This window comes from Candidatus Gastranaerophilales bacterium (assembly GCA_028693235.1).
In the GTDB taxonomy this organism is placed as follows: Bacteria; Cyanobacteriota; Vampirovibrionia; order Gastranaerophilales; family Gastranaerophilaceae; genus JAQUVW01.
On record JAQUVW010000001.1, the window covers coordinates 384272 to 407840 of the forward strand.

A 23569-nucleotide genomic window follows, 5' to 3' on the forward strand; every position below is an offset into this window, starting at 1 on the left:
ATCTATGACAAAAAAACAAATTAAAGTTATGGACACGTCTTTTAGAGACGGTTTTCAATCAGTTTACGGTGCAAGAGTATTCGTAGACGATTTTATTCCTGCATTGCAATCAGCAGTAGAAGCAGGTATCAGACATTTTGAAGTTGCAGGTGGTGCAAGATTTCAATCACCTATTTTCTATTGCAACGAAAATGCCTTTGAAACAATGGATAAAATAAGAGCTGCGGTTGGTCCAGATATCAATCTTCAATCATTGGCTCGTGGCGTTAATGTTGTTGGGCTAAATTCTCAATCAAGAGATATTATCAACTTGCACGCTAAATTGTTTAAAAAACACGGCGTCACAACAGTTAGAAACTTTGATGCTTTAAATGATGTAAACAATTTAATTTATTCAGGTCAATGTATTACTGATAACGGCTTGAATCACGAAGTTACAATTACTATGATGGAACTTCCTATGGGCTGTGAAGGTGCTCATGACGTGGCTTTCTATGAAAAAGTTTTAAGAAATATTCTTGATGCCGGTATTCCATTCACATCTTTGGCGTTCAAAGATGCTTCAGGTACATCTGCTCCGAGAAAAGTATATGAAACCATCAAAAGAACAAGAGAAATCTTGGGTTCAGATGCTCATATCAGATTTCACTCTCATGAAACAGCTGGTACAGGCATGGCTGCTTATTTAGCTGCTTTAGACGGTGGTGCTGACGGTATTGATTTAGCTATGAAACCTGTTTCAGGCGGTACTGCTCAACCTGATATCGTTTCTATGTGGCATGCGTTAAAAGGTTCTGAATATGACTTGGGTATTGATGTTGAAAAAATTATTCAAACGGAAGAAGTCTTTAAAGAATGTATGAAAGATTACTTCTTGCCACCAGAAGCTATGGCTGTAAACCCGAGAATTATCCAATCACCATTGCCGGGCGGTGCATTGACTGCAAATACTCAAATGCTTAGAGATAACAATTTGATGGATAAATTCCCTGAAATTGTTACAGCAATGAAAGAAGTAGTTGAAAAAGGCGGTTATGCAACTTCTGTTACTCCTGTTTCTCAATTTTATTTCCAACAAGCATTTAATAACGTTATGTTTGGCAACTGGAAAAAAATTGCTGATGGCTATGGCAAAATGGTTCTCGGATACTTCGGAAAAACTCCTTGTGAGCCTGATTCTGAAATTGTCAAATTAGCTTCTGAGCAATTAGAACTCCAACCCACAACTGAACTTGTTGTTGATTTGAATGACAAAGACCCTGAAAAAGGTATTGAAGCTGCTAAGAAAATGCTTGCTGACGCTAATCTTGAACAAACAGAAGAAAATATCTTCATCGCAGCTGCTTGTAAGGAAAAAGGTATTATGTTCCTTCAAGGAAACGGCGTTGTTGGAGTTAGGAAAAATGAAGCTAAAAAAGAAGCATCATCAACTCCGAATGCAGATGGCTATACAGTTACTGTAAACGGCACAAAATATGGTGTAAAAATCGAAAATGATAAAGCTGTTGTAAACGGAAAAACTTATGATATAGCAATTGCCGATGGTATTGCTGCCGGTACAGCTTCAACTGCTTCATCAGGCGAAGGTACCCCCGTAAAAGCAGGACTCCCCGGAAATGTTGTAAAAACTTGCGTTGCAGCCGGTGATACCGTTGAAGAAGGCGATGTGCTACTCGTTATAGAAGCAATGAAGATGGAAACTGAAATTAAATCACCATCATCAGGAACTATTCAATCAATTGATGTTTCTCAAGGTGATAAAGTTGTTAGCGGTCAAGTCTTGGTAACAATAGGTTAGGAGGCTTGTAATGCAATTATTAGACGGTTTACAAAAATTATGGGAATCAACAGGCATCTATAACATGATTGCTCCGTTTGACCCAAATATAACAAGCGGTTTTGAGCAAGTTTTACATCAATACGGTTCACCGATTATGCTTGTGATTTGCTTGTTTTTAATGTGGCTTGGAATAAAAAAACAATTCGAACCATTGTTGTTGGTTCCAATTGCATTCGGTGGATTTTTGTCAAATATCCCCGGAGCAGGTATTGCTGAACCTGGTGGATTTTTGAATATTATTTATGAAGCCGGAATTCATCAAGGTATTTTTCCATTGATTATATTTATGGGCGTTGGAGCGATGACGGACTTTGGACCTTTGATTGCGAACCCTAAAACAGCATTGCTTGGTGGTGCTGCTCAATTCGGTATTTTTGGAGCATTGCTCTTAGCATTGTGTGTATTTGGTTTTACACCGGAACAAGCCGGTGCAATCGGTATTATCGGCGGAGCTGACGGTCCTACTTCAATTTTCGTTACATCTAAGCTCGCTCCCGAATTATTAGGTGCAATTGCAGTTGCTGCATATTCTTATATGGCATTGGTTCCTGTAATTCAACCACCTATTATGAAGTTATTGACTACAGAAGCTGAACGTAAGATTGAAATGACTCAGTTGAGAACAGTGTCAAAACGTGAAAAAATATTATTCCCAATAGTTGTTTTGGCTTTATGTGTTTTGTTGTTGCCATCTGCTTGCCCTTTACTCGGAATGTTGACATTCGGTAACTTATGTAAAGAATGTGGTGTTGTTGACAGATTATCAGATACTATGCAAAATGCTTTGATTAACATTGTAACTATATTTTTAGGATTGTCAGTCGGTTCAAAACTTTCAGCTGACCAATTCTTGACAACTCAAACTTTGTTTATTTTGATACTTGGCATACTTGCATTTGCATTGGCAACAGCGTCAGGTGTTATTATGGCAAAGATAATGAACTTATTCTCAAAAACTAAAATTAATCCGCTAATCGGGTCTGCAGGTGTTTCTGCTGTTCCGATGGCTGCAAGAGTCTCAAATAAAGTGGGATTGGAATATAATTCACAAAACTACTTGCTAATGCATGCTATGGGTCCTAATGTAGCAGGTGTTATTGGCTCTGCCGTTGCTGCAGGTGTTCTGTTAGCAATATTATAAAAATTATACAGGTTGTCTGATTTCGATTGGGCAACCTGTACTATGACAAAAATAACAAACAAAATGACTAAAATTATTATGGTATAATTACAATTTCCAAATAAAGGAGAAAAAAATGGAAACTTATGGTATTGAAAAATTTGGTATTATTGAACCAAAAGCAGTTTATCGCAATTTGTCAGCGGCTCAATTGACAGAAGCTGCATTACGCAGAGGCGAAGGCTCCTTGAGTAACTCAGGTGCTTTAGTTGTTACAACTGGTAAATACACAGGTCGTTCACCTAAGGATAAATTCATCGTTGATACTGATGGTGTTCACAACGAAATTGCTTGGGGTAAAGTAAATCGTCCTATCAGCAGAGAAAAATTTAATGCAATCAAAGGTAAAATCGCTGCATACTTACAAAATAGAGAAATCTTTATTTTTGACGGATTTGCCGGTGCTGATAAAAAATACACTCAAAAATTCAGAGTTATCAATGAGTTAGCAAGTCAAAACATGTTCATTCATAACTTGTTAATTCGTCCAACAAGCGAAGAATTAGCTAGCTATGGAGAACCTGATTTCACAATTTTAAGTGCTCCTGGCTTTAAATGTGATCCTGAAGTCGATGGTGTAAATTCAGAAGCTTGCATCGCTATTGACTATGAAGCACGCACTATTATCATTTGCGGTTCAGCTTATGCAGGTGAAATTAAAAAATCTGTATTTGCGACAATGAACTATGTAATGACAAAGAAAAACGTTCTTCCAATGCATTGTTCAGCTAATATGGACCCTGAAACTCATGAAACAGCGGTATTCTTTGGCTTGTCCGGAACAGGTAAAACAACATTATCAGCTGACCCTGCTCGTAAGTTAATTGGTGATGATGAACATGGTTGGTCACCGGATGGTGTATTTAACTTTGAAGGTGGTTGTTACGCAAAATGTATCAATCTATCAGCAGAAAATGAACCTGATATTTATAATGCAATCAAATTTGGTTCATTGGTTGAAAACGTAATTATGGATTCAGAAACTCGTGAATTTGATTTTACAGATGGCTCTTTAACTGAAAATACTCGTGTAGGTTATCCTGTAAATTATATTAACAATGCTGCTATTCCGAGTATGGGTGGAATTCCGAAAGTTGTTATTTTCTTAACAGCTGATGCTTTCGGCGTATTGCCTCCAATCTCAAGATTAGACCAAAATGCGGCTATGTATCACTTTGTAACCGGCTTCACTTCAAAATTAGCTGGTACTGAACGTGGTATTACAGAACCTCAACCGACATTCTCAACATTGTTTGGCGAACCATTTATGCCTATGGATGCTTCAGTTTACGCTAAAATGCTAGGTGATAAACTTGAACAATATGGCACAAAAGTTTACTTAGTGAATACAGGTTGGGCTGGCGGCAGTGCATCTGCAGGTGCTAAGAGAATGAAATTAGGATATACTCGTGCAATGGTTACAGCTGCTTTAAACGGTTCATTTGATAACGTCGAATTCAAACATCATGATGTGTTCAACGTTGAATATCCAACCAGCTGTCCGAATGTACCTGATGAAAAATTAGATGCTCGTGGAATGTGGGCAGATAAAGCTGCTTATGATGAACAAGCTAATAAACTTGCTCAAATGTTCGTCGACAACTTTGCCGCTAAATACCCGAATATGCCATCAAACATTGTTGAAGCAGGTCCAAAACCTAAAACAAAAGCTAATGTTTAATATGTCTTAGTGCATATTAAAACATAAGAAAAAGTCCTTGTTTTTAAACAAGGACTTTTTTTATAAGAATTTATATAATAATTAGCCGTTAATTTTTATCATTTTTTCAATAGTGTGGACTGCTTTTTTTCTAATATCTTCATCTACAAATATCTCGTGTTGTTCGTTTTCTAAAGCGTTCAGAATGTCTTCTAAGTGATTCCATTTCATATTAGGACAGATGGCTTTAGGGCTTATGAGATAGAATTTTTTATCTTTTAAATCTCTTTCAAGTCTTTCAACGACTCCTTTTTCTGTTGCAATGATAAATTCTTTATTATCGCTGTTGGTAGCAAATTTAATAATTCCAGTGGTGCTTCCAACGAAATCAGCAATAGATGATACAGATTGATGGCATTCAGGGTGAGCTAAAACGAGAGCATTAGGGTGATTATTTCTCATTTCTTGAACATCTTCTGCTGTAATTCTGAGGTGTGTCGGGCAGTAGCCAGGGTATGTGATAACTTCAACATTTTTAAGCATTGAGCCAACGTATGTTCCCAAATATGTATCAGGTACAAACAAGACTTTTTCAGAATTTAGTGCCTTTACAACATTTACGGCATTTGCACTTGTGCAGCAAATATCAGATTCGGATTTCACTTCTGCTGTTGAATTTACATAGCAAACAACAGGAATTTCAGGGTATTTTGCTTTAAATTCTCTAAGTTGTTGAAGGTCTATCATGTCTGCCATTTTGCAACCGGCTTCAATTCTCGGCAATAAAACTTTTTTGTTAGGAGATAGCATTTTCGCAGTTTCTGCCATAAAAGATACACCTGCAAAAACAATTGTATCCGCGTCAGTTTTAGCTGCCATTTGACTCAAGTATAAGGAGTCACCTACAAAGTCAGCGACTTCATCTATTTCAATGTTTTGATAGCTATGAGCTAAAATGACGGCATTTTTTTCTTTTTTTAAGTTATTAATTTTTTCGATTAGTTCTTTTTTTTCCATATTCCTGACCCTAATATTTTAGCTCTTTAATTCTATTACAAACATAGTTAGAACTAAATATGTATTTCTAATTATATTATTAAGTTTTGTTAATTAAATTATGCTATTTTATAAAGAGATTTTGAGCATGTACCGATATATAAGATATAAGGAGAAATCGAAAGGGAAGATTATGACCAATAATGTTAGTGGAGCTTATAGCTATAGTAGTGTTATAAAATTGACGGATACTCAGCTCAAGCAAGTTTTAGAAGTTGCTTCAGATCAGGCGATGAAAGATAAAATCACTGCATCTGCTGTTGATGGTTTTACTTATGATGAAATTGTTGCCTTAGGTGATGTTGATGTGAATGTCGGAATTAAAATTATGACATTAGGCAAGTTTGAAGACACTGATGAAACAGATAAAACGACATCTTCAAATACCACAACTAATACAACGACTGATAAAAAAGATGTTTCTCCGACTGATATTGACCCAGTGGGCACTGCTGCTTTTAGAGCAGAAGTTAAGTTGGCTAAATCAAAATATGATAATGAAAAAGATGCTGCTGACAGCATAGGAAAAGAAATAGAATCAAGACAGGATAAAATGGAAGAGGCTCAAGCTGCTTTAGAAAAAGCCGTTGAAAAACTTTCCAGCAAATCTGAAGATATTTCAAAAAACGTCAATGCATCTATGCAATCTATAATTAAGAAAGCTCAAAATGGTGAGTTGACTCAAGCAGAAGCAAAAGAAAAGCTTGGTGCTATAAAAGTTCCGGGGCTTACTTCTGAGCTTGGTAAAGTTGATGGACTTGAAGATGAAATTGATTCTTTAGCTAGTACATTAACTTCTTTAAGTAATGCTTATCAATTAAAAGCTGCTAGTGCAGATGATATTGCTAAAAAATACGGCAATTTACTTGATACAGACTTGAATACCGTAAGTGTAAATTATGCGGGACAAGTTGTTATCAATCAAATCGGAACAGGCGGACCGACAGAATCTGGTGCAGAAGGTATCAGTGCCACTGATATGGCTAAATTTGCTGCAATGACTACGGATGAACTTACTGATGCTTTAAAAAATACAGACGCTGGTAAAGCCATAGTTGCAGCTATGAATGAAGCGGGTAAAGACTCTGGGCAAACTCTTACTGCGGAAGACTGTGCTTCAATTGTTCAAGATTTGATAAAAACAAATTCGACAGAAAATAAAGATTCTTCTGCAAAAGCTGCTTTTGGTACAGTGGGGGCTGCTGGAATTTTGAATACCGTAAACGGTGTTGATAAAGAAGCAATGAACGCTGCTGCCAAAAAAGTTTGTGACTCAAAAGCTCAAGAAAGCAGTAACAAATGTAAAGACCCTTATGTCGTTACGATTGATGGCAAAACCTATCAATTTATGAAGGAAAATGGCGACGGAAAATGGGATACCGCTGATATCTATGGTATTAATGATACAAAAGATAATACATTTGCTTCAATGAAAGAAGCTGATATTGATGGAAATGGCTCTGTTTCAGCAGCAGAATTGTCTAAGATGGGCATAAGGCTTGTTGAAGTAGATAATGGAAAATTGCAGGTTAATGATTCCGGTAAAGATTTCGATTTGAGCAAAATTGATTCTATTAATCTTAATACATTGCGTGATTCCAATGAAAATAACGGCGAGACCGGTACTTTCGGTAATTTTGATTTGAATTTGAAAGACGGACGTACAATTGTCGGTGAACAAACATTTGAAGAAAAAAGTACTTTGGAAAAAATGTTTGATGGAGTTAAAAACTTCTTCTCAGGTTTGGCGAATGCAGTTATCAATAGATTTAAACTTGACCCTGATACAGTAAAATTATATTCTGGTGCTGGTGTAGGAGCTATGCAGGATGCTAAAGCTATAAAAAAAGACGTAAAAGGTGTAGTTGAAGCTGCTTCATCAAATGTCGATTCGACATCGAAAGTTCTGAGCGATGCAGAGGGTGCAGGATACGGTGTTGATGAAAAGAAACAATCCGCAAGTCAAGCAAAGCAACAAGAAGAAGTTCAAGTTCAGCAAAAACAAGAAGTCCAAAAGAAAAAGAAACTGGAAGAAGTATAATAGACATCATTTAAACACGATAATTATAAAGCCGCCTATCAGGCGGCTTTTATTTAGCAAATAATTTTATTTTCAGCTTTTATATTGATGTAAGAAAATGGTCTTTAAATGAAAATTTCGTGTTCAAAATATTTATGTAATCCAAGTGTGACAAAGTGCACTTCTGTTGCTTTTTCATCCAAAATAGTGCCTGAAAAGACGGAAACAAAGCGTGATAGGTCTATTCTTCGCGGTTTATATTATGATATTGTGGGCGAATTTTGCTCATCGGACAAAAATATTATATTAATGACAAAAGATGGAGAGAGTGTCAATGCTCTTATATCAAAGCCGAAGCGTGATGACTGGTATGTTCTCTCAGGTGGTGATTGCGTGGGGTCTGTTGTGCTGTCGCGAGCCAATGCAACTGTCCGAGGAAACAATTACCCCGAATATTACAAGGATAAACCTTACCTTTTTATAAATTCAATCAATTCATCAAAAGAATACAAGGGGGTAGGAACCCAGCTGGTTAGGGAATGTGTGAGGGAAAGCAGAAGGCGAGGATTCGACGGGCGATTGTGCCTCAACACGACGACTACAAAACCTGATTTCGGGTCTCCTGTTCCTTTTTATTACAAAATGGGATTTCAAGCTGCAGACAAAGATAAACAATCTATGATTGAAGCCGCTATTAACAACGGAGCACCTATTCCTGCTTCTTGCACTGCTGTTACGATGTTTTTACCTAAAGATGTAATTGAAAAAATTAAATAATAACTCAGAAAGTATGCCCTCCTTTCCGATAAAATTTGTCATTGCGCTTTCTATAATCTTTTAAAACAAACAGGAGATTATATGAAAAACATTTTGGTTATAAACGGCGCTGATAACTTTTCTTCGGCTAAAGGGTGTTTAAGTCAGACAATTTTTGAAAATATTGTCGAATATCTTGTTTCTAAAAATAATATTAAAACCACGTCATTAGCGAATGGGTATATTGTTGCAAAAGAGCATGATAAATACTTGTGGGCAGACGTAATTATTTTTCAGTTTCCTATATATTGGTTTTCTTGCCCGATTGGTTTGCAAAAATACATTGAAAAAGTTTATGAGAAAAACATATTTTATTCCGATTGTTCTTGTGAATATGGTTCTTGTGGTTGTTTAGAGGGTAAAGAGTATATGTTTTCACTTACGTGGTCAGCACCTGAAAAGGCTTTTTCTGCAAGTAAGAATACATTTTTTGAAGGTAAAAATGTTGATGAAATTTTGATTGCGTTGCATAAAACGCAAGAATATTGTGGACTAAAAAGGTTACCAACTTTTTCGGTTTTTGGAGCTGAAAAGTTGCCTGATGTAAAAAAATATATAGAACAATTACAAATTCATTTAAATGGTATCTTTAATTGATTTCGTATCGCAATTTTGGGTATAAAATGCTATAATGACCAGTAGGTGTTATTTAAGATGTTTACAGATGAACTCATCATACTAGAATCATCGCTCCGTAATTATATGCTCGACTCATTGAATGAGGGGGGAAGACCCGGCGTGTCCGCTATGAAATACAGAGGGCTAACATTAAATATCGATGATAGGGATAAGGAAACACCTGTTTTCAAGGTTAGAATTGCTGCTTTAGAGGCTGCCTTTAGAATACGGGATGGCATAAAAATTACTGGCAGTTTGGCGGGTGACGAAAAACTTGTCGAAAAATGGTATTTTAGGGGCTATAATAAGCAACAAATGGAAGAAATTGTTTCAGGTTCTGATAAAAATCTTGGTGAAAAAGTTAGAGAAGCCATTAGTAGGGATTTTGTTCAAAACTTTATTAATAATATGAAATAAAAAATGAAAAAGCCGAGATTCTCGGCTTTTGACTTATATTTTCACTCTAAGTTTTTCGATTTCTTCGTTGTAAGATTTCAACCTTTTAATAGCGTCTTCATTATTGTTCAAGATTATTTCTCTTATGGTTCTTGCTTGCTTTTGTTCAATTTGATAGATTTCGTTTAGAGTTTTTGCTGTTTGATTTGCTTTTCTGATAGCATTTTGCCGGCTAATGTATTCTTCTGTGTTCGATATATCAACGAGTTTTTTGTCTATTATCTTGTAGTTACTTTTGTTTGCAATTTTTTTGTGTGTTTCCTCATCTATTTCAATAAAGGGTGTTGCTGGATTTTGAGGGATATCCCAAAATTCTTTGATTTTACCATTTTCATCATATAAAACTTTAATCATTAGTTTGCTCCTTTTGTTTTGAAAAATGTCATTTGTGAGTTGGAACCGTTTCCGCTAACGTGATAGTAATAATTTTTAGGAATAGGGACAATCATTTGTAGAGTGTTGTCGATGTCCGTTATTTTTGTGTGTGCGATGGTTGTACCCAATGAGCTTGTGGGACCAATGTTGAGATAAAATGCTTGATTATTGTTTAGATATGCTCTCAGAAATAGAAAACCATCAGTTGTTGCTTGATAGAGTGTGTTCCAGCTTTGGTTTATTGGGGTAGAATAGTCAATCATAGCGTTTTGTGAAATTGTATTTTTGGCTTGAGTTGTAATGTTATCGAGGTTTTGTTCGGTGTTGGAGTTTACGTTGTAACCGTTTTGGTTAAATGGAAAGATTTCAATACTTTTGCCTGATTCAGCGTCGACAGTTAGTTTTCCTAGGGCAACTTTGTTGTATGCTACCCAAGTGGCTCCGTTGTATTTTTGAGATTTTATTGGCTCATTTGATGTATCAATCCAGATGTCGTTGGTTGTTGGTGAGGTTGGTACTGTTTTTTGTTTGTAGATTGTGTTTTTTAGAACCTCAGTGGTTCCTGTTATATCGATAAAAATATTGTGGGTGCCTTCTATTAATGATTCGCAATTAATAGGAGTTATGCCGCTTAATAGTTTTGATTCGCCCAATGCGTCTGTAATTGTGAATGGATTGTTGAAATATATTGTGTTACCCGACAAGGATAGCACTGTTCCGGTTGAAGAGTTTATGCATAGTCTTGTTTTGACTTCTTTAAGGTCGTTTTTTGCGTCAGTTACTGTTGTCGAAATGTTTTGAATGTTTGTGTTTGTTTCATTTAGCCCTGTGTTTAATTCCGTTAAATAGTCTATTACTTTAGAAAAGTTTGAGTTTACCTCGTTTGCTTTGGCTTTTGTTCCAGGGATAAATGTAAATGGTATTTTGTAGCTCATAATATTCCTTTCTTGCTTATGGCTTTGGTTGACAGGAATAGTATGGCATTTTTTTATTTTGCAAATTTGTTTTTTGTCATCGATAGGTGTTTTAATAACATGTTCAAAATGTAATCAATTACGGAAAGTGTAAATATTTCGATTCAATGATGCGTAATCGATAGGTTATAATTTTATTTTTATAGATAGTTTTTTGTATTTTTCAAGGGTGCTTTTTCCTGAAATATCTATTTCGGCAAATTTTACATATTCCCATGCATTGATTACGTTGTCGTTTTCAAGCGTATCGAGGGCTTTTTCGATGTTGTTTCTGATTACAGAGGGTCGTAGCGATGTAGTTTGAGATTTTATGAGGTCAACAATTGAACAACATTTAATTTTTAAGTTCATCTTTTTTTCAATGTATGCTCTGTAGTAAATGAATTCTCCGATTAATTTTTCTGTAATTTGTGTTTTGGGATTGTATTCAATTAATTTTTTAGATAAATAATATGAGGCACTCGGCAGTTTTAAAAGAGTAAGAGCATATTTATAGTTGCCCCTTTCTTTTATATCAATGAGCCCTAAGTTTTTGATGAAATATAAAGCTTCTTTGATTAGGACTAATTGTTTTGCATTATTGGTTTTTATATTTCTATAATTTTGAATGTCAGACGCAGATATTTCAATTAGCCTATTTGGTAAAACATCTATAAAAACGCTCATAACAATGTTGAAAATATCAAGAAATGCAGGTTTGTAATCAATTTTTTGGGTTTCAATATCTTTCTTATCAAAAATGACAGCACGTGGTGAATTATTCGATAAAGAAGTGCTTGCTTCTATTCCTTTTATTCCTAATTTGTTAAATACACTGTTCCAAATATTATCAACAAATTCTTCAAAAATTTGTTCAATTTTATGCTCATCAAAAGCCAAATTTATCTCTAATTTTGTTTCTTCAATAAATTTTAAAGAAATAATGAAATAGCTATCTTCTAAAGAAGCCCCTTCAATAAAGGTTGTTTGAATTTTTATAACGCCTGAATATTTCGCTTGATTATTGCTTAGTTTGAAATCGTATGGAGCACTAATAAACCTGCTTTCGAAATAGAAATCTTTATACTTCTCATCAATTTGCCCCAAAAAACTAATTTCATTTTCACTAAGATAGTATTTATAAATTTTTTCTTTTGTAACCTCAAGCCCATATAAATTGTCTGATACGACGTTAAGGCAAAATCTGGTTATACATTTTGCTATCATTAATTCTTGTGTAAAGTTGTTTGGAGTCTGTGTTTTTGGCATATATTAATTTTCTGTAACAATAAATGGGCTGAGTTGGCAATTTTTAATCAAGTATATACTTTGTATATATAAGTAAAGGATATAAAAATGAGAATATTGTTAAATTTTTTGAATAGAAAAAAACGCTTTTCAGCAATGGTCCTTTTGAATATTTAAGCTGAAACTGTTTGATTAACAGCGTTTTCAAAACAAGAATAAATATTTTCAGGCAATTTTCTGTATAATTTACCTTGTTTGTCAACAGCTACGATTGTTGAAGTTGCAATAGTTCTCAACTTTTGAGTTTCTTTTTCTTTTACGATATGTTTAAATTTTACAGTAGTGTTTTTGACTTCTTCTATAGATGTTTCGATGATGATTTTTTCGTTAAACATTGCAGACGATTTGTATCTTATGTTGAGCTCTACAACAGGGAATGTTACTCCTTGTTTTTCTAAATCTTCAAGAGGGAGTCCGAGTTTTTCTGATAGTTCAACCCGCCCTGCTTCAAACCACTTGGTATAAGCACCGTGCCAAACAACACCATATGCGTCTGTATCGCTGTATAAAATTCTCACTTCTGCTGAATAGTTCATTGCGTAGCCTTTTTAGTTAAATAAATCCTGTATTTTATCGTGGATTTCTTGCGGGTCCAGTTCATTTGTAATGTTGTTTAAATCGAGAGCAATTTGGTATAGTTTTGCAGCTTCGATTTTGTCACCAGTGATAGCAACAGAACGTGCTAAATTGTAGTTAGCAAGAGCATAATTCGGGTTATATTTTATAGCTTCTTCAAAAAGCTCAATTGCTTTCTGGACTCGACCTAAGTCATCAAGATATATTACACCTAAATTGTTGTATGCGATGTCGTAAGTTTTGTCATATTTGATAGCTGTTTCATAGGCTTTGATGGCTTCATCGAGTTCATTTTTGCCCCAATAGAGATATCCTAAATTACAATGGATTTTTGCGTTATACGGCTCAAGCTCAATAGCTCTGCGGTAGACGGTTAAAGCGTTGTCGTACTCGCCTTTTTCGTAAAAAGCACTGCCTAGGTTGATGTAAATATCAATATCTTTGGGCGTTAATAAGTATGCACTTTGATAGGCACCGATGGCAGCGTCCATGTCTTTAACATTTTCTTGGAAAACATATCCTAATGTTTGGGCGATAATGCTTGTCCAGTTTATACTCGGGTTTAAAGTGATAGCGTTTTGATAGTGCGAAACAGCTTCTTGGATTTCGCCTTTTAGATAAAGAATATTAGCGACGTTGCTGTGGTATTCTGCCATGTAGGGCTGAATTTCTATGAGTTTCAAATAAGTTTCAATAGCACTGTCGTAATCTCCTTGTTCTTCATATAACTGGCAAAGAGCTCTATAGGCAGTTATGTTAAGGCTGTCAAGCCAAATTGCCATTTTGTATTCACAAATAGCGTCATCATATCGCCCTAAGGTTTTGTATATTTCGCCGATTAGGCAATATAAAAGAACGAATCCGGGGGCTTTTTCAATCGCTTTTAGATAGATGTCTAAAGCTTGGTTAATACCTGCTGTTTGAGCTTTTATAAGACCGGTTACAAGCATTGGGATGAATTTTAGATAAGATAATTTTTTCCCAACCTCTTTAAGTGCATCTTTATCAAACGGCAAAGTTACACAGGATAAAAATAATTCATAATAGCTTCTGATTTTTGTTTTGTTATTTTTAAAAGCAATAATATTTAGCATGCTATAGATTAAATAATGAGTCCTAGAAGAACGGAAAGGAGCTACTTTTACGGCTTTTTCTGCAAATTCAATAGCTTCTTGGAATTTGGCTTTTTTCTTTGCAATTTCAGCTGTCATGAAGTATGCCTTACCCATCTGTGGGTCATTTTCAATAGCAAGTTCAAAATAATTCAGAGATTTGTCCAGCTCGTTTTTGTAGAAGAACGCAAGACCTATTTTATAATATATTTTTGACGAATCCATATATGTTTCAAGAGCCCGTTGATATTCAGTTATAGCTTCATCGACATATTGTTTTGCCTGATAGATATCCAAATGCCATTCAAGGTATAAATCTCCGAGTTTTACGTGCAAATCTGCGTTAGTGGCGTCATTTAAGAGTGCCAGTTGGCAGGTTTCAATAGCCCGTTGGATATTTCCGGACTTGTGAAATTTGTTAATTTTTGCGTTTATTTCTTTTTGTTCTTTTGTGATGTTCATACTTTCACTTTATTTATTTTTTCTTAAATTATTAACCTGATAGCGAATACATTCTTTTATTATTCGATTTCTGTCGTTTTCAGAAATTTCAGTGAATTCGACGAGATATTCATCTTTTTTATAGTGAGGTTTTTGTGAAACTTTGCCGTGACATTTAATGCTAGGTGCATCATCATCAAGATTTATCCAAACAGACATATATGAGTTGTTCGGTAGTTTATCTTTTGATATAAATCTAAAACCGCCTCCGCCTAAATCTTTGCTTACGCCTGTAGTTGTCATTGTATCATTTTGTAGAATTATTTTGCAATTCAAAAATTCCCGTACATAAGCTCTTCTTTGAATTGTGATGTAGTCGTCGGGGTATTCTATTTCGAAAGCTTCTTCATATGGTGCTGTAATTATAATAGAGTCTAAAACCTGAATGTTTGAACCGGTGTAAACGAAAGCCCTAATTTCAGTGCCTTCAGCCAAAAATTCAGCAAACCGCATAATTTTGTCAGGGTACTCAAGTGTTAATCTGTCTTTTTCAATCTTAGCTATTCGGCAGACAATTTGCATTTTTTCTGTCGAAGAAGTGGAAAATTCTATTTGTACTTTTTGACCTGTTAGTAAAGTATTCATAAATAATAATTAAACCTTTACCTTATAATATAACATTTTCGAGTTGAGATAAATACTGTTTTGGGGCTAATATTGACAAAACTTTAGGGGTTGAGAAGTATTTATTTGCAACTTCGAGTATTTTTTGAGGGGTGACTGTTTCAAGACGCTTCAATAGTTGTTCTTCGTAGTTGAAACCCAAGTCTTCAGATTCATACAGACCGATAAGAGTGGCTTGCAGATGGTTTGTTTCCATAAAGAATTGGCGTTTGCCGATGATATTGTTTCGAGCACCTTCAATTTCTTTTTCTGTTACGAGCTCTGATTTAATTTTTTCAATCTCTTTTTTAAATCCTTCAAGTGAAGTTTTAATATTTTTAGGTTCGGTTGCTATGTAGACGCTGAAACTTGCACATTGGTGATAAGCTTCGCAGGAGCTTCTGACAACGTATGCGAGCCCTTGTTTTTCTCTGAGTTCTAAAAATAGTCTTGAACTTAGTCCGCTTGAACCCAAAATGGTGTTAATTAGCATTATTGCAGGGTAATCATCGCAGTGCATTGACGGGAAAAGCCAACCTTGAATAATTTGAGCTTGTTGAGCGTCATCTTTTTCAAGGGGAACTATTTTGTCTTTTGTCAATATCGGTTTTGTTATTTCATCTTTAAAGTTATTGGGGTTTGTTAGTGTTGACGTGTATTTGTTTAATAAATTAATAATTTCATTTTCGTTTATATCTCCGACGACGGTTATGTTTTTCTTTGAGGTTTTAATTATGTCAGAATATGCGTCGAGAATGTCTTGACGGGTTATAGAGTCAATTGCTTCCAAAACTTTAGTGTAAGTATTTCCGTAGAAATGTCCTTCAAATAAAGTCTTGTAATAGTTATCAAGAGCTTTTGTTCTTGGGGAGTCTAATTCTGCAATGATTTCACCTTTTATTTTTTCAATTTCTTTGTCAAAGTTCTCAAAATGAGAGTTGCAAATAATATCTTCCATAAGTTCAAGTGCGTGCTCAATATCTTCATTGAGGCAAAGTAGCCTGAATCGAATAAAATCGTGCTTCATATCGCTTGAAAGTTCAATAGCGTTTTCTTCAAGTTCTTGAGCTAATTCTTCAGAGGTTCTGACTTTAGTACCTTGCATAAACAATCTGTTTAAGATTGTGTAAATTCCTGCTTTTTTTTCAGGATGTTTTAATCGCAGATAAAAAGAAAGGGCGATTCTCGGGGTATTTTTATTTTGTTTTATTACTGCCGGAATATTATTATTTAATGTTGTTTTTTTCATTTTATTATCCTTTGATAAAATCATTCATTTGGTAAAAGTACAGAGATGGTTGCATTGTCGAGGTTTAGGTGTTTTTTCGCAACTTCAAGAACGTCATCTTCTGTAATGTTTTCAAGTGTGTCGATATATGAGTCTACCATCTCAAGCCCGTTGCAAACCGTCATATAATAGCCGATAGTTTCAGCAATTTCTGATACGGTTTCAGCACTGTCGGCAAATCTCGCTTTTAGCTTTTTGACTGCTTTTTTCAGTTCTTTGTCAGTTATTTTATCGGTATAAAGTTTTTCGATTTCATTTTTGACAAGTTCAAGAGCTTTATCTTTAAGTTCCGGTTTGAAATTAGCTTGAATAAAGAAGTTGCCGCCATCTCTAAATGTGTAATAATCGCAAGAAACGAGATTGAAAATTTGTTCTTTTGATTTTTCGATTAGATTTTGATACATACGAGAGCTTTGTCCCTCTCCTAGAATAATAGAGAGCATATCGAAAATAATGTTGCTTTTAAGGTCAACAGCGGGTACGCCCAAGTATCCGAACATTAAGAAAGCAGTATTTATATTTTGTTTGTTTTCGATATATTTTGTTTCTTGTGTTGGGGTATCAAATTCGTATTTTTTAATTTCGGAATTTTTTCTGCCTTCAAAATCAAATTTCTCAATAACTTGTTCGATAACTTTGTCAAAATCAAAATCTCCAACGATAATAGTTGTCATTTTGTTAGGCGTGTAGTGTGTCATGTAGTATTCCATGATTGTATCACGTGGCATTTTAGATATAATTTCAGCAGTACCGATGACATCTCTTTTGTATGGGTGCGAGGTGTACATATTTGAGTTTGCGGAATTGTAGACTTTTGTCCAAGGTTGGTCTTGTCGCATTCTTATTTCTTCAATAACGACATGGCGTTCTCTTTTTTTCATGACGGAGGGGTTTTCGATATCAAAAGGTTCACCTACTTCGCAATCAGGAATTTGAGGGTTGAGCATCATATCGGAATGAAGGTCCAATGCTGTGTTGAAATATTCGTTATCAGGACCTTTGGGGATTGTTACATAATAAAAAGTATAATCTTTCCAGGTTGCTGCATTGACAATTCCGCCTTTAGATTCCAAAGTTTTGTCGAAATAACCTGCTTTATGTTTTTTTGTACCTTTAAACATTAAGTGTTCAAGGAAGTGGGAGATTCCGTTGATTTTTTCATCTTCGTTAATTGAGCCTGTTTTTACCCAAGTGCTTACGTTTGTAAGCCCACCTTCTTTGTATGCACAAACAATTTTATGTCCGCATTCTCTTTCGTATATCACAACCGGTTTCTGTAGGAATGGATATTCAACGGACGTTTTTTTTATTTTTTCCATTTATAGACCTCAAAAAATACTAAAAATTCGGGTAAAAGCCCAACAAAATAATTGTAGCAGATAAATGTATAATTGTATAAGTATTTAACAAATCAAAATATAATATTGAAATATTCTTGAAAAGCAGATTTTAAAGCAAGTGCTGTGTTTTCAATGGTAATGTCGTTTGAGATTTTTTTTATTGATATTAAAGACTCCTCGTCAACTTTTTCATTGAATATATTTTCAAGTTTTTCTTTATTGTAATCAAAAAGGATAGAGCCGTGTTGTAGGATATAACCTTGCTTTCTGTATTGAGCAGAGCCTATTAGTTTTTTGCCTTGATAGCTCAAATCAGCACCTGTTGAAAGTGACATACAGTAGTCAAATTTTGTTTTGGCTTTTTTGTTTTCAGGGAAAGACATGTTGATACCCAGCTTGCTCATTCCGAGAGCGAGGGCACTTGATATTTCTTTGTAGGATTGAATTACTGTTTCTCCGTTTTTTAGGAATGAAGCAGGGCAAACGAATGAGTAGGTCAATTCTTTGTCGTGGAGGAGTGCTCTTCCGCCTGTTAATCTTTTTGTTATATCAATGTTGTTTTTTTTACAGAATTCTAAATTTATTCCATCGTCTTTTTGGTTACGTCCCAACGAAACGCAAGCAGGAGCCCAGCCATACAACCTTAGAGCAGGTGACTCAGAATGGGATTTGATTGCCTTTTCCAAAAGCTCAGAGTCAATTCTCATATTGGTTAGTCCGTCAAAAATTTTGTAGTCATAAAAAATCGCCATAACGGTTAATTTATACCACAAAAGTTTGGAGAATAATTGATTATCGTATAAGAAAGGGAGTCTGTAAATGGATGAAAAATCAATAATAAAAGGCACTCAAACGGAAATTAACCTAATGAAAGCATTTGCTGGTGAGTCAATGGCTCGCAATCGATACAATATAAGTGCTACTGTTGCCAGAAACGAGGGCTATCAACAAATAGCAGGTTTCTTTGATATGACAGCAGATAATGAAAAAGAACACGCAAAAATATATTATAAATATATGGCACCGGGGATAATTGAAATCAAAGCTTCTTATCCTCAATGTTATTCTGATACTTATCAAAATCTGATTTGTGCAGCAGAAGGAGAATATGATGAATGGAAAGATTTATATCCGTCTTACGCTGATACAGCAGATGAAGAAGGTTTTGGCGAAATTGCTCATTCTTTTAGAAATATTGCCCACGTAGAAGAACATCATCATAATCGATATGTAAAACTTGCCGAAAATCTGAAAGACGGCGTGATATTTACACGAAATGATGAAGAATATTGGGTCTGTAGAAAATGCGGTTATGTTGCTTTGGGTAAAAATGCTCCGCAAGTGTGCCCTGCGTGTAAACATCCACAGGCTTATTATGAATTATTATGTGAAAATTTTTAACCGACTTAGTGGACTTCAAATAGGTTGAACAAACGTTCTTGTATATCAATTTCATCAATTTCTTGGGTGATTTTGTTCAGGTTTGCGGCCATTTGGAAATTGTCGGCAGCTTCCATTTTTAACCCCATCATTTCTTGAGCTCTTGCCAAGTTGAAGTAAGCTAAGGTGTAATTAGGATTAATATCTATAGCTGTTTCGAAATAAGGAATTGACTGTTCTGTAGTGCCGATTCCGTCAAGATAAATAACGCCTAAATTATTGTAGGCGATTTCATACTCGGGCTCGAGAGAGATTACTTTGTTGTATGCAACAATTGCTTCTTCGAGGTAATCTTTTTCCCATAAAGCCATTGCACATTTGCTGTAAGCTCTTGCACTTTCAGGGTTTAACTTAATAGCATCGCAATATGATTTTATTGCTAATTCCATTTCATCATTTTCAAAGTATATGTCGCCGATTCCGATATATGCGTCTTCAGATTTAGGGTCGAGAACTAAAGAGGTTTGGTATAGTGCAATCGCAGCTTCCATGTTGTTTTTGATTTTGTGATGCAAAGTTCCTAACGCTTGGCAAACAATAGCCGTCCATTCTTCATCAGGGTTGAGGTTGATTGCGATTTGGTAATGCTCAATAGCTTCATCATATTGCTCACTTTGAACTAAAGCATAAGCTAGAGAATTGTGATAGAAAGCGTTTTTAGGGTCAATTTCTAATCCAAGTTTGAAAGCGTTTACGCTGTTAAGGTAGTCATGCTTTTTTAAATAAAGATGACCGAGTTCGTAATATATTCTTTCGTTTTTTCCTTCAATTTCAATAATTCTGTTGTAGCAGTCGATTGCGTCATCAGTTTTGTCTTCAAAATAGGTTTGAATGATAGTTGCTTTTTTGAGGAGTATATCTCTGTTGTAGGGATTTGCTTCGAGAGCTTTTTGGTAAGAATCGATAGCGATTTCGGGGGCGTCATTTTCGATGCTTACATCACCTATCTTTTTATAAAAAAGTTCAACTCTGCCTGTCTTTTCAGCAGCAATGTCGTAAGTTTTAATTGCTAAAGAATATTTTCTGAGTTTTTCTAAAAGTTCTCCACAAAATTTATAACCGAAAATCGCAAAATTTTCGCTGAAATTCTTATATAACATTCTTAAAGAAGCATAATCCCAAGTCATTGCGACGCTTCCTGATAAGAAATAATAAATTGATTCAGAAAATTCATGAAAGCTTATTTTTGAATTATGCATTTTATTCATAAGCATCATTGATAAAATCAATCTCGGACGAGCCGCTTTTATTGGGTTAAGCTTGATAGCTTCTTTAAATTCTGTTTCAGCTTCATTATATTTTTGAGCCAAATTCAAAAAATAACCGGTGTAAATTCTTGCATTTTGGTTGTCAGGTGACATTTGTACGGCAGATTTACATTGCTCTATAGCTGCAGAAAGGCTGATTTGACCATCTTCCCACAACAAACTTGCAAGCCTGTAGTATGTTTCAGGCATTTGAGGGTCGAGTTTGATTGTTTTTATATAGAAATCAATGGCTTCATTCAAGTCATTTTTTTGCAATTTAATCAAATATTTTTCATGGGCTTGTCTGGCTAACTCCAAGGCTGCTTTAGCGTCCAAGGGTTCCGAGTACGCATTGAAAAAAGTATTGTTAGTTTGATCGAGCATTATCTACCTCGCGAAAAATGTATCTGGCTCAAACAATTTATCGGTCGAGTTATAAAAGACATTCAGCCAATTTGAAGAATATCAATCATGTGTATGAGTGGGAGTCTGTCACATATCTTAACATTTAATAACTTTGAGTCAATAAATCTCAAAAAATATTCTTTATATAAATAGGTTAGGTTATAAAAAAGGTAGGTATGTTATGAACGGTTATTCTTCTTATGATAATTATTTCGGATTAAATCAAAGTAATTGTATTGGTGCTAATTATGGTGGATACGGCACTAATATCAGACCGAACGGAATCGGCAAAATCCCCGGAATTAATGCCAAAAAAGAAACAAATACGAATGCTATAGGAGTTGTTGCCGGATTAGCCGCTGCTGTTGCAACAGGCGTGTTGTTATTCAAAGGTAAAGGTAAAATTGCTGCTGCGTTCAAAGATGGTGGTATCTTAAAAGGTATTAAAAAACTGGGCTTAGAAATGAAAGACGCTTTTACTTCTAAAGTTGCTCCTAAAACAGCAGAAGTTAAAGATGGTGCTAAAGGTATAATATCAAAAATTAAAACAGCTTTCCCACTTAAGGGCAAAAAGACAGCAACAGCTGCTACAGAAGTTGTAACTGATGCAGTAGCTGATTCTAAAACAAAAGTAGCAGATTTGATTAAAGAAATGAAAACTGCAACTCCGGAAGAAAGAAAAACTATCCTCAAAAAAATTCAAAGATTTAAAGCTATAATGGACAAAACCCCGGGCGTTAAGGATACCGACAAAGTCGGAGATGTCTTAAACAGCTTGTCAAAAGCATAAGATTATAACCTAACCAATACAATAGAGGAAGCTCAAAAAGGCTTCCTCTATTTGTTACAATTCTTATCTCGAAATCTTAATAATCGGATATTTAGGCAATTTTTGGCGATAAAATGTTTTTAATATGTAGGTAATTATGATTAATGTGAATAATACTACTTCGAATAATGTTTTTAAGGACTTTCCGGAATTATATCCCAAAGCCCAAACACCTCAGGTTGCAAATTCTCCTCTGAATGACAAAAAAAAAGACACTGTAGAACTAAAAAGTGACGAGCATATTGCCTCTGTAAAGGTGTCAGATGAGATAAAACAATCGCATAAAGGTGGAATTTTAGCTGCAACGTTGGGGACAACAATTCTCACAGCAGGTATTTTTGCTGTTGTTTTGACCAAAGGTGCAGGACTCGGCAATTATAAAAAAGTTAATGCTTTGCTGGAAGAATTGAATGACAGAATTTATCAAAGTTCTTTGAGTAAAAAATCAAAAAATATATTCAATAAAGTAGACTTGGCACTTGCAAACGGAATGAAAAAAGTATTATCCGGAATGAAAGCAGTTGCCAACTTTACCGCAATAAAAGACAGTGCTGCTGACAAATTATTACGTTCTAATCCTAAAACAGCAAAAGTTGCAGACGGTATAACTCACACTTTTAAAAAAGTTGCAACGAAAGCAGTCGATGGGGCGTATGACAAAGCTCATATTTTGTCAGATGATTTTTATGGACATTTATTAGACAGCATTACAAAAATAAATAACAATTCAAATATTGATTTAACTCAAATGGTTTCTATAAAAGGTCAAACAAAGCCTTTGGTTGCTTGGCTTGAAGACATAAAGTCCAGCGGCAAAGTAATGCAAAATGTTTTTACAGATGGGTTTAGCAAAAAATCAAGACTTGAAAGAGAAGTTGTTCGAGAAAAGAGTTTGACAGATTTGCCTGCAGAAGTTTGGGATACTTTGTGGGGAAAAAATGGTGGTATATTTAATTTCAAAGGCAATGCAAATAAGTTCAAATCCTATATTACAGAGGATTTGAGCATAGATGGCAAAATTACGCTACGTACTTCAATCGAAAAATCAAGACGCCGATTGACGAATAATGTTTCTCATAATGTGGACGCTGTGAGGACAAATGTCCGTGAGCTTACAGATAAGTTGCTACTGGAAGATGATGCAGCCAGAGCAAGTTTGAGGCAAATCTCTCAAAAAATGAATGTCTATGAAGATATAACAGGAGCCGAAGAACTGGTCAGACGTCAACAAATGGCAAAAGACATTGTGGCTGATTTTGAAGAATTTATAAAAGGCGTTAAATCCTCTGATTTGTATGATGCAAAAACTAAAAAAGCTATAGATAAACAAGTTAAATATATAACAAATGATGTTTTGTTGAATGATAAAAAAGGTGCAATGCAAGATATTATGACAATTGTCAACGGCTTGAATCACCAATCTATAGTTGGCTTAGACGGAGAAGATATAAAAGTTTTTGAAGACCCGGTTGCCAGAATGCTTGATAGAAAATCTCACAAAATTACAAAATCAATTAATAAAGCAACAACACTTGAAGCAAATGACTTGTACGACAAATTTGCAGAGTTTAAAGTCGGTTCAGCACCTACTGATTTGCTTGGTTTGGTGTTCCCGTTAGGTTTAGGGATTGGGGCTGTTAGCAAGGCTAAAGATAAAAATGAAAAAGTTTCAACAACCTTAACGACCGGAATTCCGATATTAGGAACAATCGGCAGTATGATTGTCGGTACTACAAAAATGCTTTCAGGTCCAAAAAACATGGCGTTATCTTTGGGAATAGGTGCGGTGTTGAATTTGGTCGGCGAAGCTTGCAATAAGTTGTATCTGGAATACCAAGATAAAAAATCGCTTACGCAAATAGCTTTAGACGCATATAAGAATAATCCATTGTTTAATCAACAAATGAGTACAACAAAGAAATAAGTCTTTACAATTAGCCGCTTTT

21 protein-coding genes are annotated in these 23569 nt (G+C 35.0%); 10 read left to right on the forward strand and 11 right to left on the reverse strand.

Annotation, left to right across the window (positions count from 1 at the left end; all coding sequences use genetic code 11):
- The first annotated feature begins 4 nt into the window (after positions 1 to 4).
- The 3 genes from PHV37_02005 (at position 5) to pckA (ending at position 4701) form a co-directional block, all read left to right on the forward strand.
- Positions 5 to 1798 carry a hypothetical protein gene (locus PHV37_02005; protein MDD3236856.1) on the forward strand — a complete coding sequence of 598 codons (1794 nt, stop codon included), beginning with the start codon at positions 5 to 7 and terminating at the stop codon, positions 1796 to 1798.
- Between the two features lie 10 nt (positions 1799 to 1808).
- On the forward strand, positions 1809 to 2981 hold the full coding sequence (locus tag PHV37_02010; GenBank protein MDD3236857.1) for a sodium ion-translocating decarboxylase subunit beta: 1173 nt from the start codon (positions 1809 to 1811) through the stop codon (positions 2979 to 2981).
- 115 nt (positions 2982 to 3096) lie between these two features.
- Entirely contained in the window at positions 3097 to 4701 is a 1605-nt protein-coding gene (gene pckA, locus PHV37_02015) for a phosphoenolpyruvate carboxykinase (ATP) (protein ID MDD3236858.1), read from the forward strand.
- Positions 4702 to 4782: 81 nt separating this feature from the next.
- On the opposite strand, the gene nadA is transcribed toward pckA, so the two are convergent.
- Positions 4783 to 5697, reverse strand: a complete 915-nt coding sequence (gene nadA / locus PHV37_02020; protein ID MDD3236859.1) for a quinolinate synthase NadA — start codon at positions 5695 to 5697, stop codon at positions 4783 to 4785.
- A gap of 172 nt (positions 5698 to 5869) precedes the next feature.
- Between nadA and PHV37_02025 the strand changes: the two genes are divergently transcribed.
- From PHV37_02025 to PHV37_02040, 4 genes are all read left to right on the forward strand, one after another.
- On the forward strand, positions 5870 to 7777 hold the full coding sequence (locus PHV37_02025) for a hypothetical protein (protein MDD3236860.1): 1908 nt from the start codon (positions 5870 to 5872) through the stop codon (positions 7775 to 7777).
- 147 nt (positions 7778 to 7924) lie between these two features.
- Positions 7925 to 8533 carry a GNAT family N-acetyltransferase gene (locus PHV37_02030; protein ID MDD3236861.1) on the forward strand — a complete coding sequence of 203 codons (609 nt, stop codon included), beginning with the start codon at positions 7925 to 7927 and terminating at the stop codon, positions 8531 to 8533.
- 81 nt (positions 8534 to 8614) lie between these two features.
- Positions 8615 to 9169: an NAD(P)H-dependent oxidoreductase gene (locus tag PHV37_02035; protein ID MDD3236862.1), complete on the forward strand. Its 555-nt coding sequence runs from the start codon at positions 8615 to 8617 to the stop codon at positions 9167 to 9169.
- A gap of 57 nt (positions 9170 to 9226) precedes the next feature.
- A complete protein-coding gene (locus PHV37_02040; protein MDD3236863.1) occupies positions 9227 to 9607 on the forward strand; it encodes a hypothetical protein in 381 nt (126 codons plus the stop codon).
- A gap of 33 nt (positions 9608 to 9640) precedes the next feature.
- On the opposite strand, the gene PHV37_02045 is transcribed toward PHV37_02040, so the two are convergent.
- From PHV37_02045 to PHV37_02085, 9 genes are all read right to left on the reverse strand, one after another.
- Complete coding sequence (locus PHV37_02045) at positions 9641 to 10000, reverse strand: hypothetical protein (protein MDD3236864.1); 360 nt, start codon at positions 9998 to 10000, stop codon at positions 9641 to 9643.
- Complete coding sequence (locus PHV37_02050) at positions 10000 to 10956, reverse strand: hypothetical protein (GenBank protein MDD3236865.1); 957 nt, start codon at positions 10954 to 10956, stop codon at positions 10000 to 10002. The genes PHV37_02045 and PHV37_02050 overlap by 1 nt, the downstream gene beginning before the upstream one ends.
- Before the next feature lie 165 nt (positions 10957 to 11121).
- A complete protein-coding gene (locus PHV37_02055; GenBank protein MDD3236866.1) occupies positions 11122 to 12243 on the reverse strand; it encodes a hypothetical protein in 1122 nt (373 codons plus the stop codon).
- Positions 12244 to 12395: 152 nt separating this feature from the next.
- Positions 12396 to 12818, reverse strand: coding sequence for an acyl-CoA thioesterase (locus PHV37_02060; GenBank protein ID MDD3236867.1), 423 nt, complete (start codon positions 12816 to 12818; stop codon positions 12396 to 12398).
- A gap of 12 nt (positions 12819 to 12830) precedes the next feature.
- The gene (locus PHV37_02065) at positions 12831 to 14432 is read right to left on the reverse strand and encodes a tetratricopeptide repeat protein (GenBank protein MDD3236868.1); all 1602 of its coding nucleotides are present in this window, start codon (positions 14430 to 14432) and stop codon (positions 12831 to 12833) included.
- 9 nt (positions 14433 to 14441) lie between these two features.
- Positions 14442 to 15056, reverse strand: coding sequence for a PilZ domain-containing protein (locus PHV37_02070; protein MDD3236869.1), 615 nt, complete (start codon positions 15054 to 15056; stop codon positions 14442 to 14444).
- Positions 15057 to 15078: 22 nt separating this feature from the next.
- Positions 15079 to 16323: a pitrilysin family protein gene (locus PHV37_02075; protein MDD3236870.1), complete on the reverse strand. Its 1245-nt coding sequence runs from the start codon at positions 16321 to 16323 to the stop codon at positions 15079 to 15081.
- 20 nt (positions 16324 to 16343) lie between these two features.
- On the reverse strand, positions 16344 to 17681 hold the full coding sequence (locus PHV37_02080) for a pitrilysin family protein (GenBank protein MDD3236871.1): 1338 nt from the start codon (positions 17679 to 17681) through the stop codon (positions 16344 to 16346).
- Between the two features lie 92 nt (positions 17682 to 17773).
- Positions 17774 to 18454: a lipoate--protein ligase family protein gene (locus tag PHV37_02085; protein ID MDD3236872.1), complete on the reverse strand. Its 681-nt coding sequence runs from the start codon at positions 18452 to 18454 to the stop codon at positions 17774 to 17776.
- Between the two features lie 67 nt (positions 18455 to 18521).
- Here PHV37_02085 and PHV37_02090 point away from each other — a divergent pair, with 67 nt between their 5' ends.
- Positions 18522 to 19103, forward strand: coding sequence for a rubrerythrin family protein (locus PHV37_02090; protein ID MDD3236873.1), 582 nt, complete (start codon positions 18522 to 18524; stop codon positions 19101 to 19103).
- Positions 19104 to 19108: 5 nt separating this feature from the next.
- Here PHV37_02090 and PHV37_02095 read toward each other — a convergent pair whose 3' ends face one another.
- The gene (locus PHV37_02095; GenBank protein MDD3236874.1) at positions 19109 to 20773 is read right to left on the reverse strand and encodes a tetratricopeptide repeat protein; all 1665 of its coding nucleotides are present in this window, start codon (positions 20771 to 20773) and stop codon (positions 19109 to 19111) included.
- Positions 20774 to 20975: 202 nt separating this feature from the next.
- Between PHV37_02095 and PHV37_02100 the strand changes: the two genes are divergently transcribed.
- Positions 20976 to 21584 carry a hypothetical protein gene (locus tag PHV37_02100; GenBank protein ID MDD3236875.1) on the forward strand — a complete coding sequence of 203 codons (609 nt, stop codon included), beginning with the start codon at positions 20976 to 20978 and terminating at the stop codon, positions 21582 to 21584.
- Between the two features lie 136 nt (positions 21585 to 21720).
- Complete coding sequence (locus PHV37_02105; protein ID MDD3236876.1) at positions 21721 to 23547, forward strand: hypothetical protein; 1827 nt, start codon at positions 21721 to 21723, stop codon at positions 23545 to 23547.
- The last annotated feature ends 22 nt before the right edge of the window (positions 23548 to 23569 follow it).

Excerpts from the sequence above, each read along its gene's own strand:
- PHV37_02005 (MDD3236856.1), top strand. The coding sequence starts at position 5 with ATGACAAAAAAACAAATTAAAGTTATGGACACGTCTTTTAGAGACGGT.
- PHV37_02010 (MDD3236857.1), top strand. The coding sequence starts at position 1,809 with ATGCAATTATTAGACGGTTTACAAAAATTATGGGAATCAACAGGCATC.
- pckA (MDD3236858.1), top strand. The coding sequence starts at position 3,097 with ATGGAAACTTATGGTATTGAAAAATTTGGTATTATTGAACCAAAAGCA.
- nadA (MDD3236859.1), bottom strand. The coding sequence starts at position 5,697 with ATGGAAAAAAAAGAACTAATCGAAAAAATTAATAACTTAAAAAAAGAA.
- PHV37_02025 (MDD3236860.1), top strand. The coding sequence starts at position 5,870 with ATGACCAATAATGTTAGTGGAGCTTATAGCTATAGTAGTGTTATAAAA.
- PHV37_02035 (MDD3236862.1), top strand. The coding sequence starts at position 8,615 with ATGAAAAACATTTTGGTTATAAACGGCGCTGATAACTTTTCTTCGGCT.
- PHV37_02040 (MDD3236863.1), top strand. The coding sequence starts at position 9,227 with ATGTTTACAGATGAACTCATCATACTAGAATCATCGCTCCGTAATTAT.
- PHV37_02045 (MDD3236864.1), bottom strand. The coding sequence starts at position 10,000 with ATGATTAAAGTTTTATATGATGAAAATGGTAAAATCAAAGAATTTTGG.
- PHV37_02050 (MDD3236865.1), bottom strand. The coding sequence starts at position 10,956 with ATGAGCTACAAAATACCATTTACATTTATCCCTGGAACAAAAGCCAAA.
- PHV37_02055 (MDD3236866.1), bottom strand. The coding sequence starts at position 12,243 with ATGCCAAAAACACAGACTCCAAACAACTTTACACAAGAATTAATGATA.
- PHV37_02060 (MDD3236867.1), bottom strand. The coding sequence starts at position 12,818 with ATGAACTATTCAGCAGAAGTGAGAATTTTATACAGCGATACAGACGCA.
- PHV37_02065 (MDD3236868.1), bottom strand. The coding sequence starts at position 14,432 with ATGAACATCACAAAAGAACAAAAAGAAATAAACGCAAAAATTAACAAA.
- PHV37_02070 (MDD3236869.1), bottom strand. The coding sequence starts at position 15,056 with ATGAATACTTTACTAACAGGTCAAAAAGTACAAATAGAATTTTCCACT.
- PHV37_02075 (MDD3236870.1), bottom strand. The coding sequence starts at position 16,323 with ATGAAAAAAACAACATTAAATAATAATATTCCGGCAGTAATAAAACAA.
- PHV37_02080 (MDD3236871.1), bottom strand. The coding sequence starts at position 17,681 with ATGGAAAAAATAAAAAAAACGTCCGTTGAATATCCATTCCTACAGAAA.
- PHV37_02085 (MDD3236872.1), bottom strand. The coding sequence starts at position 18,454 with ATGGCGATTTTTTATGACTACAAAATTTTTGACGGACTAACCAATATG.
- PHV37_02090 (MDD3236873.1), top strand. The coding sequence starts at position 18,522 with ATGGATGAAAAATCAATAATAAAAGGCACTCAAACGGAAATTAACCTA.
- PHV37_02095 (MDD3236874.1), bottom strand. The coding sequence starts at position 20,773 with ATGCTCGATCAAACTAACAATACTTTTTTCAATGCGTACTCGGAACCC.
- PHV37_02100 (MDD3236875.1), top strand. The coding sequence starts at position 20,976 with ATGAACGGTTATTCTTCTTATGATAATTATTTCGGATTAAATCAAAGT.
- PHV37_02105 (MDD3236876.1), top strand. The coding sequence starts at position 21,721 with ATGATTAATGTGAATAATACTACTTCGAATAATGTTTTTAAGGACTTT.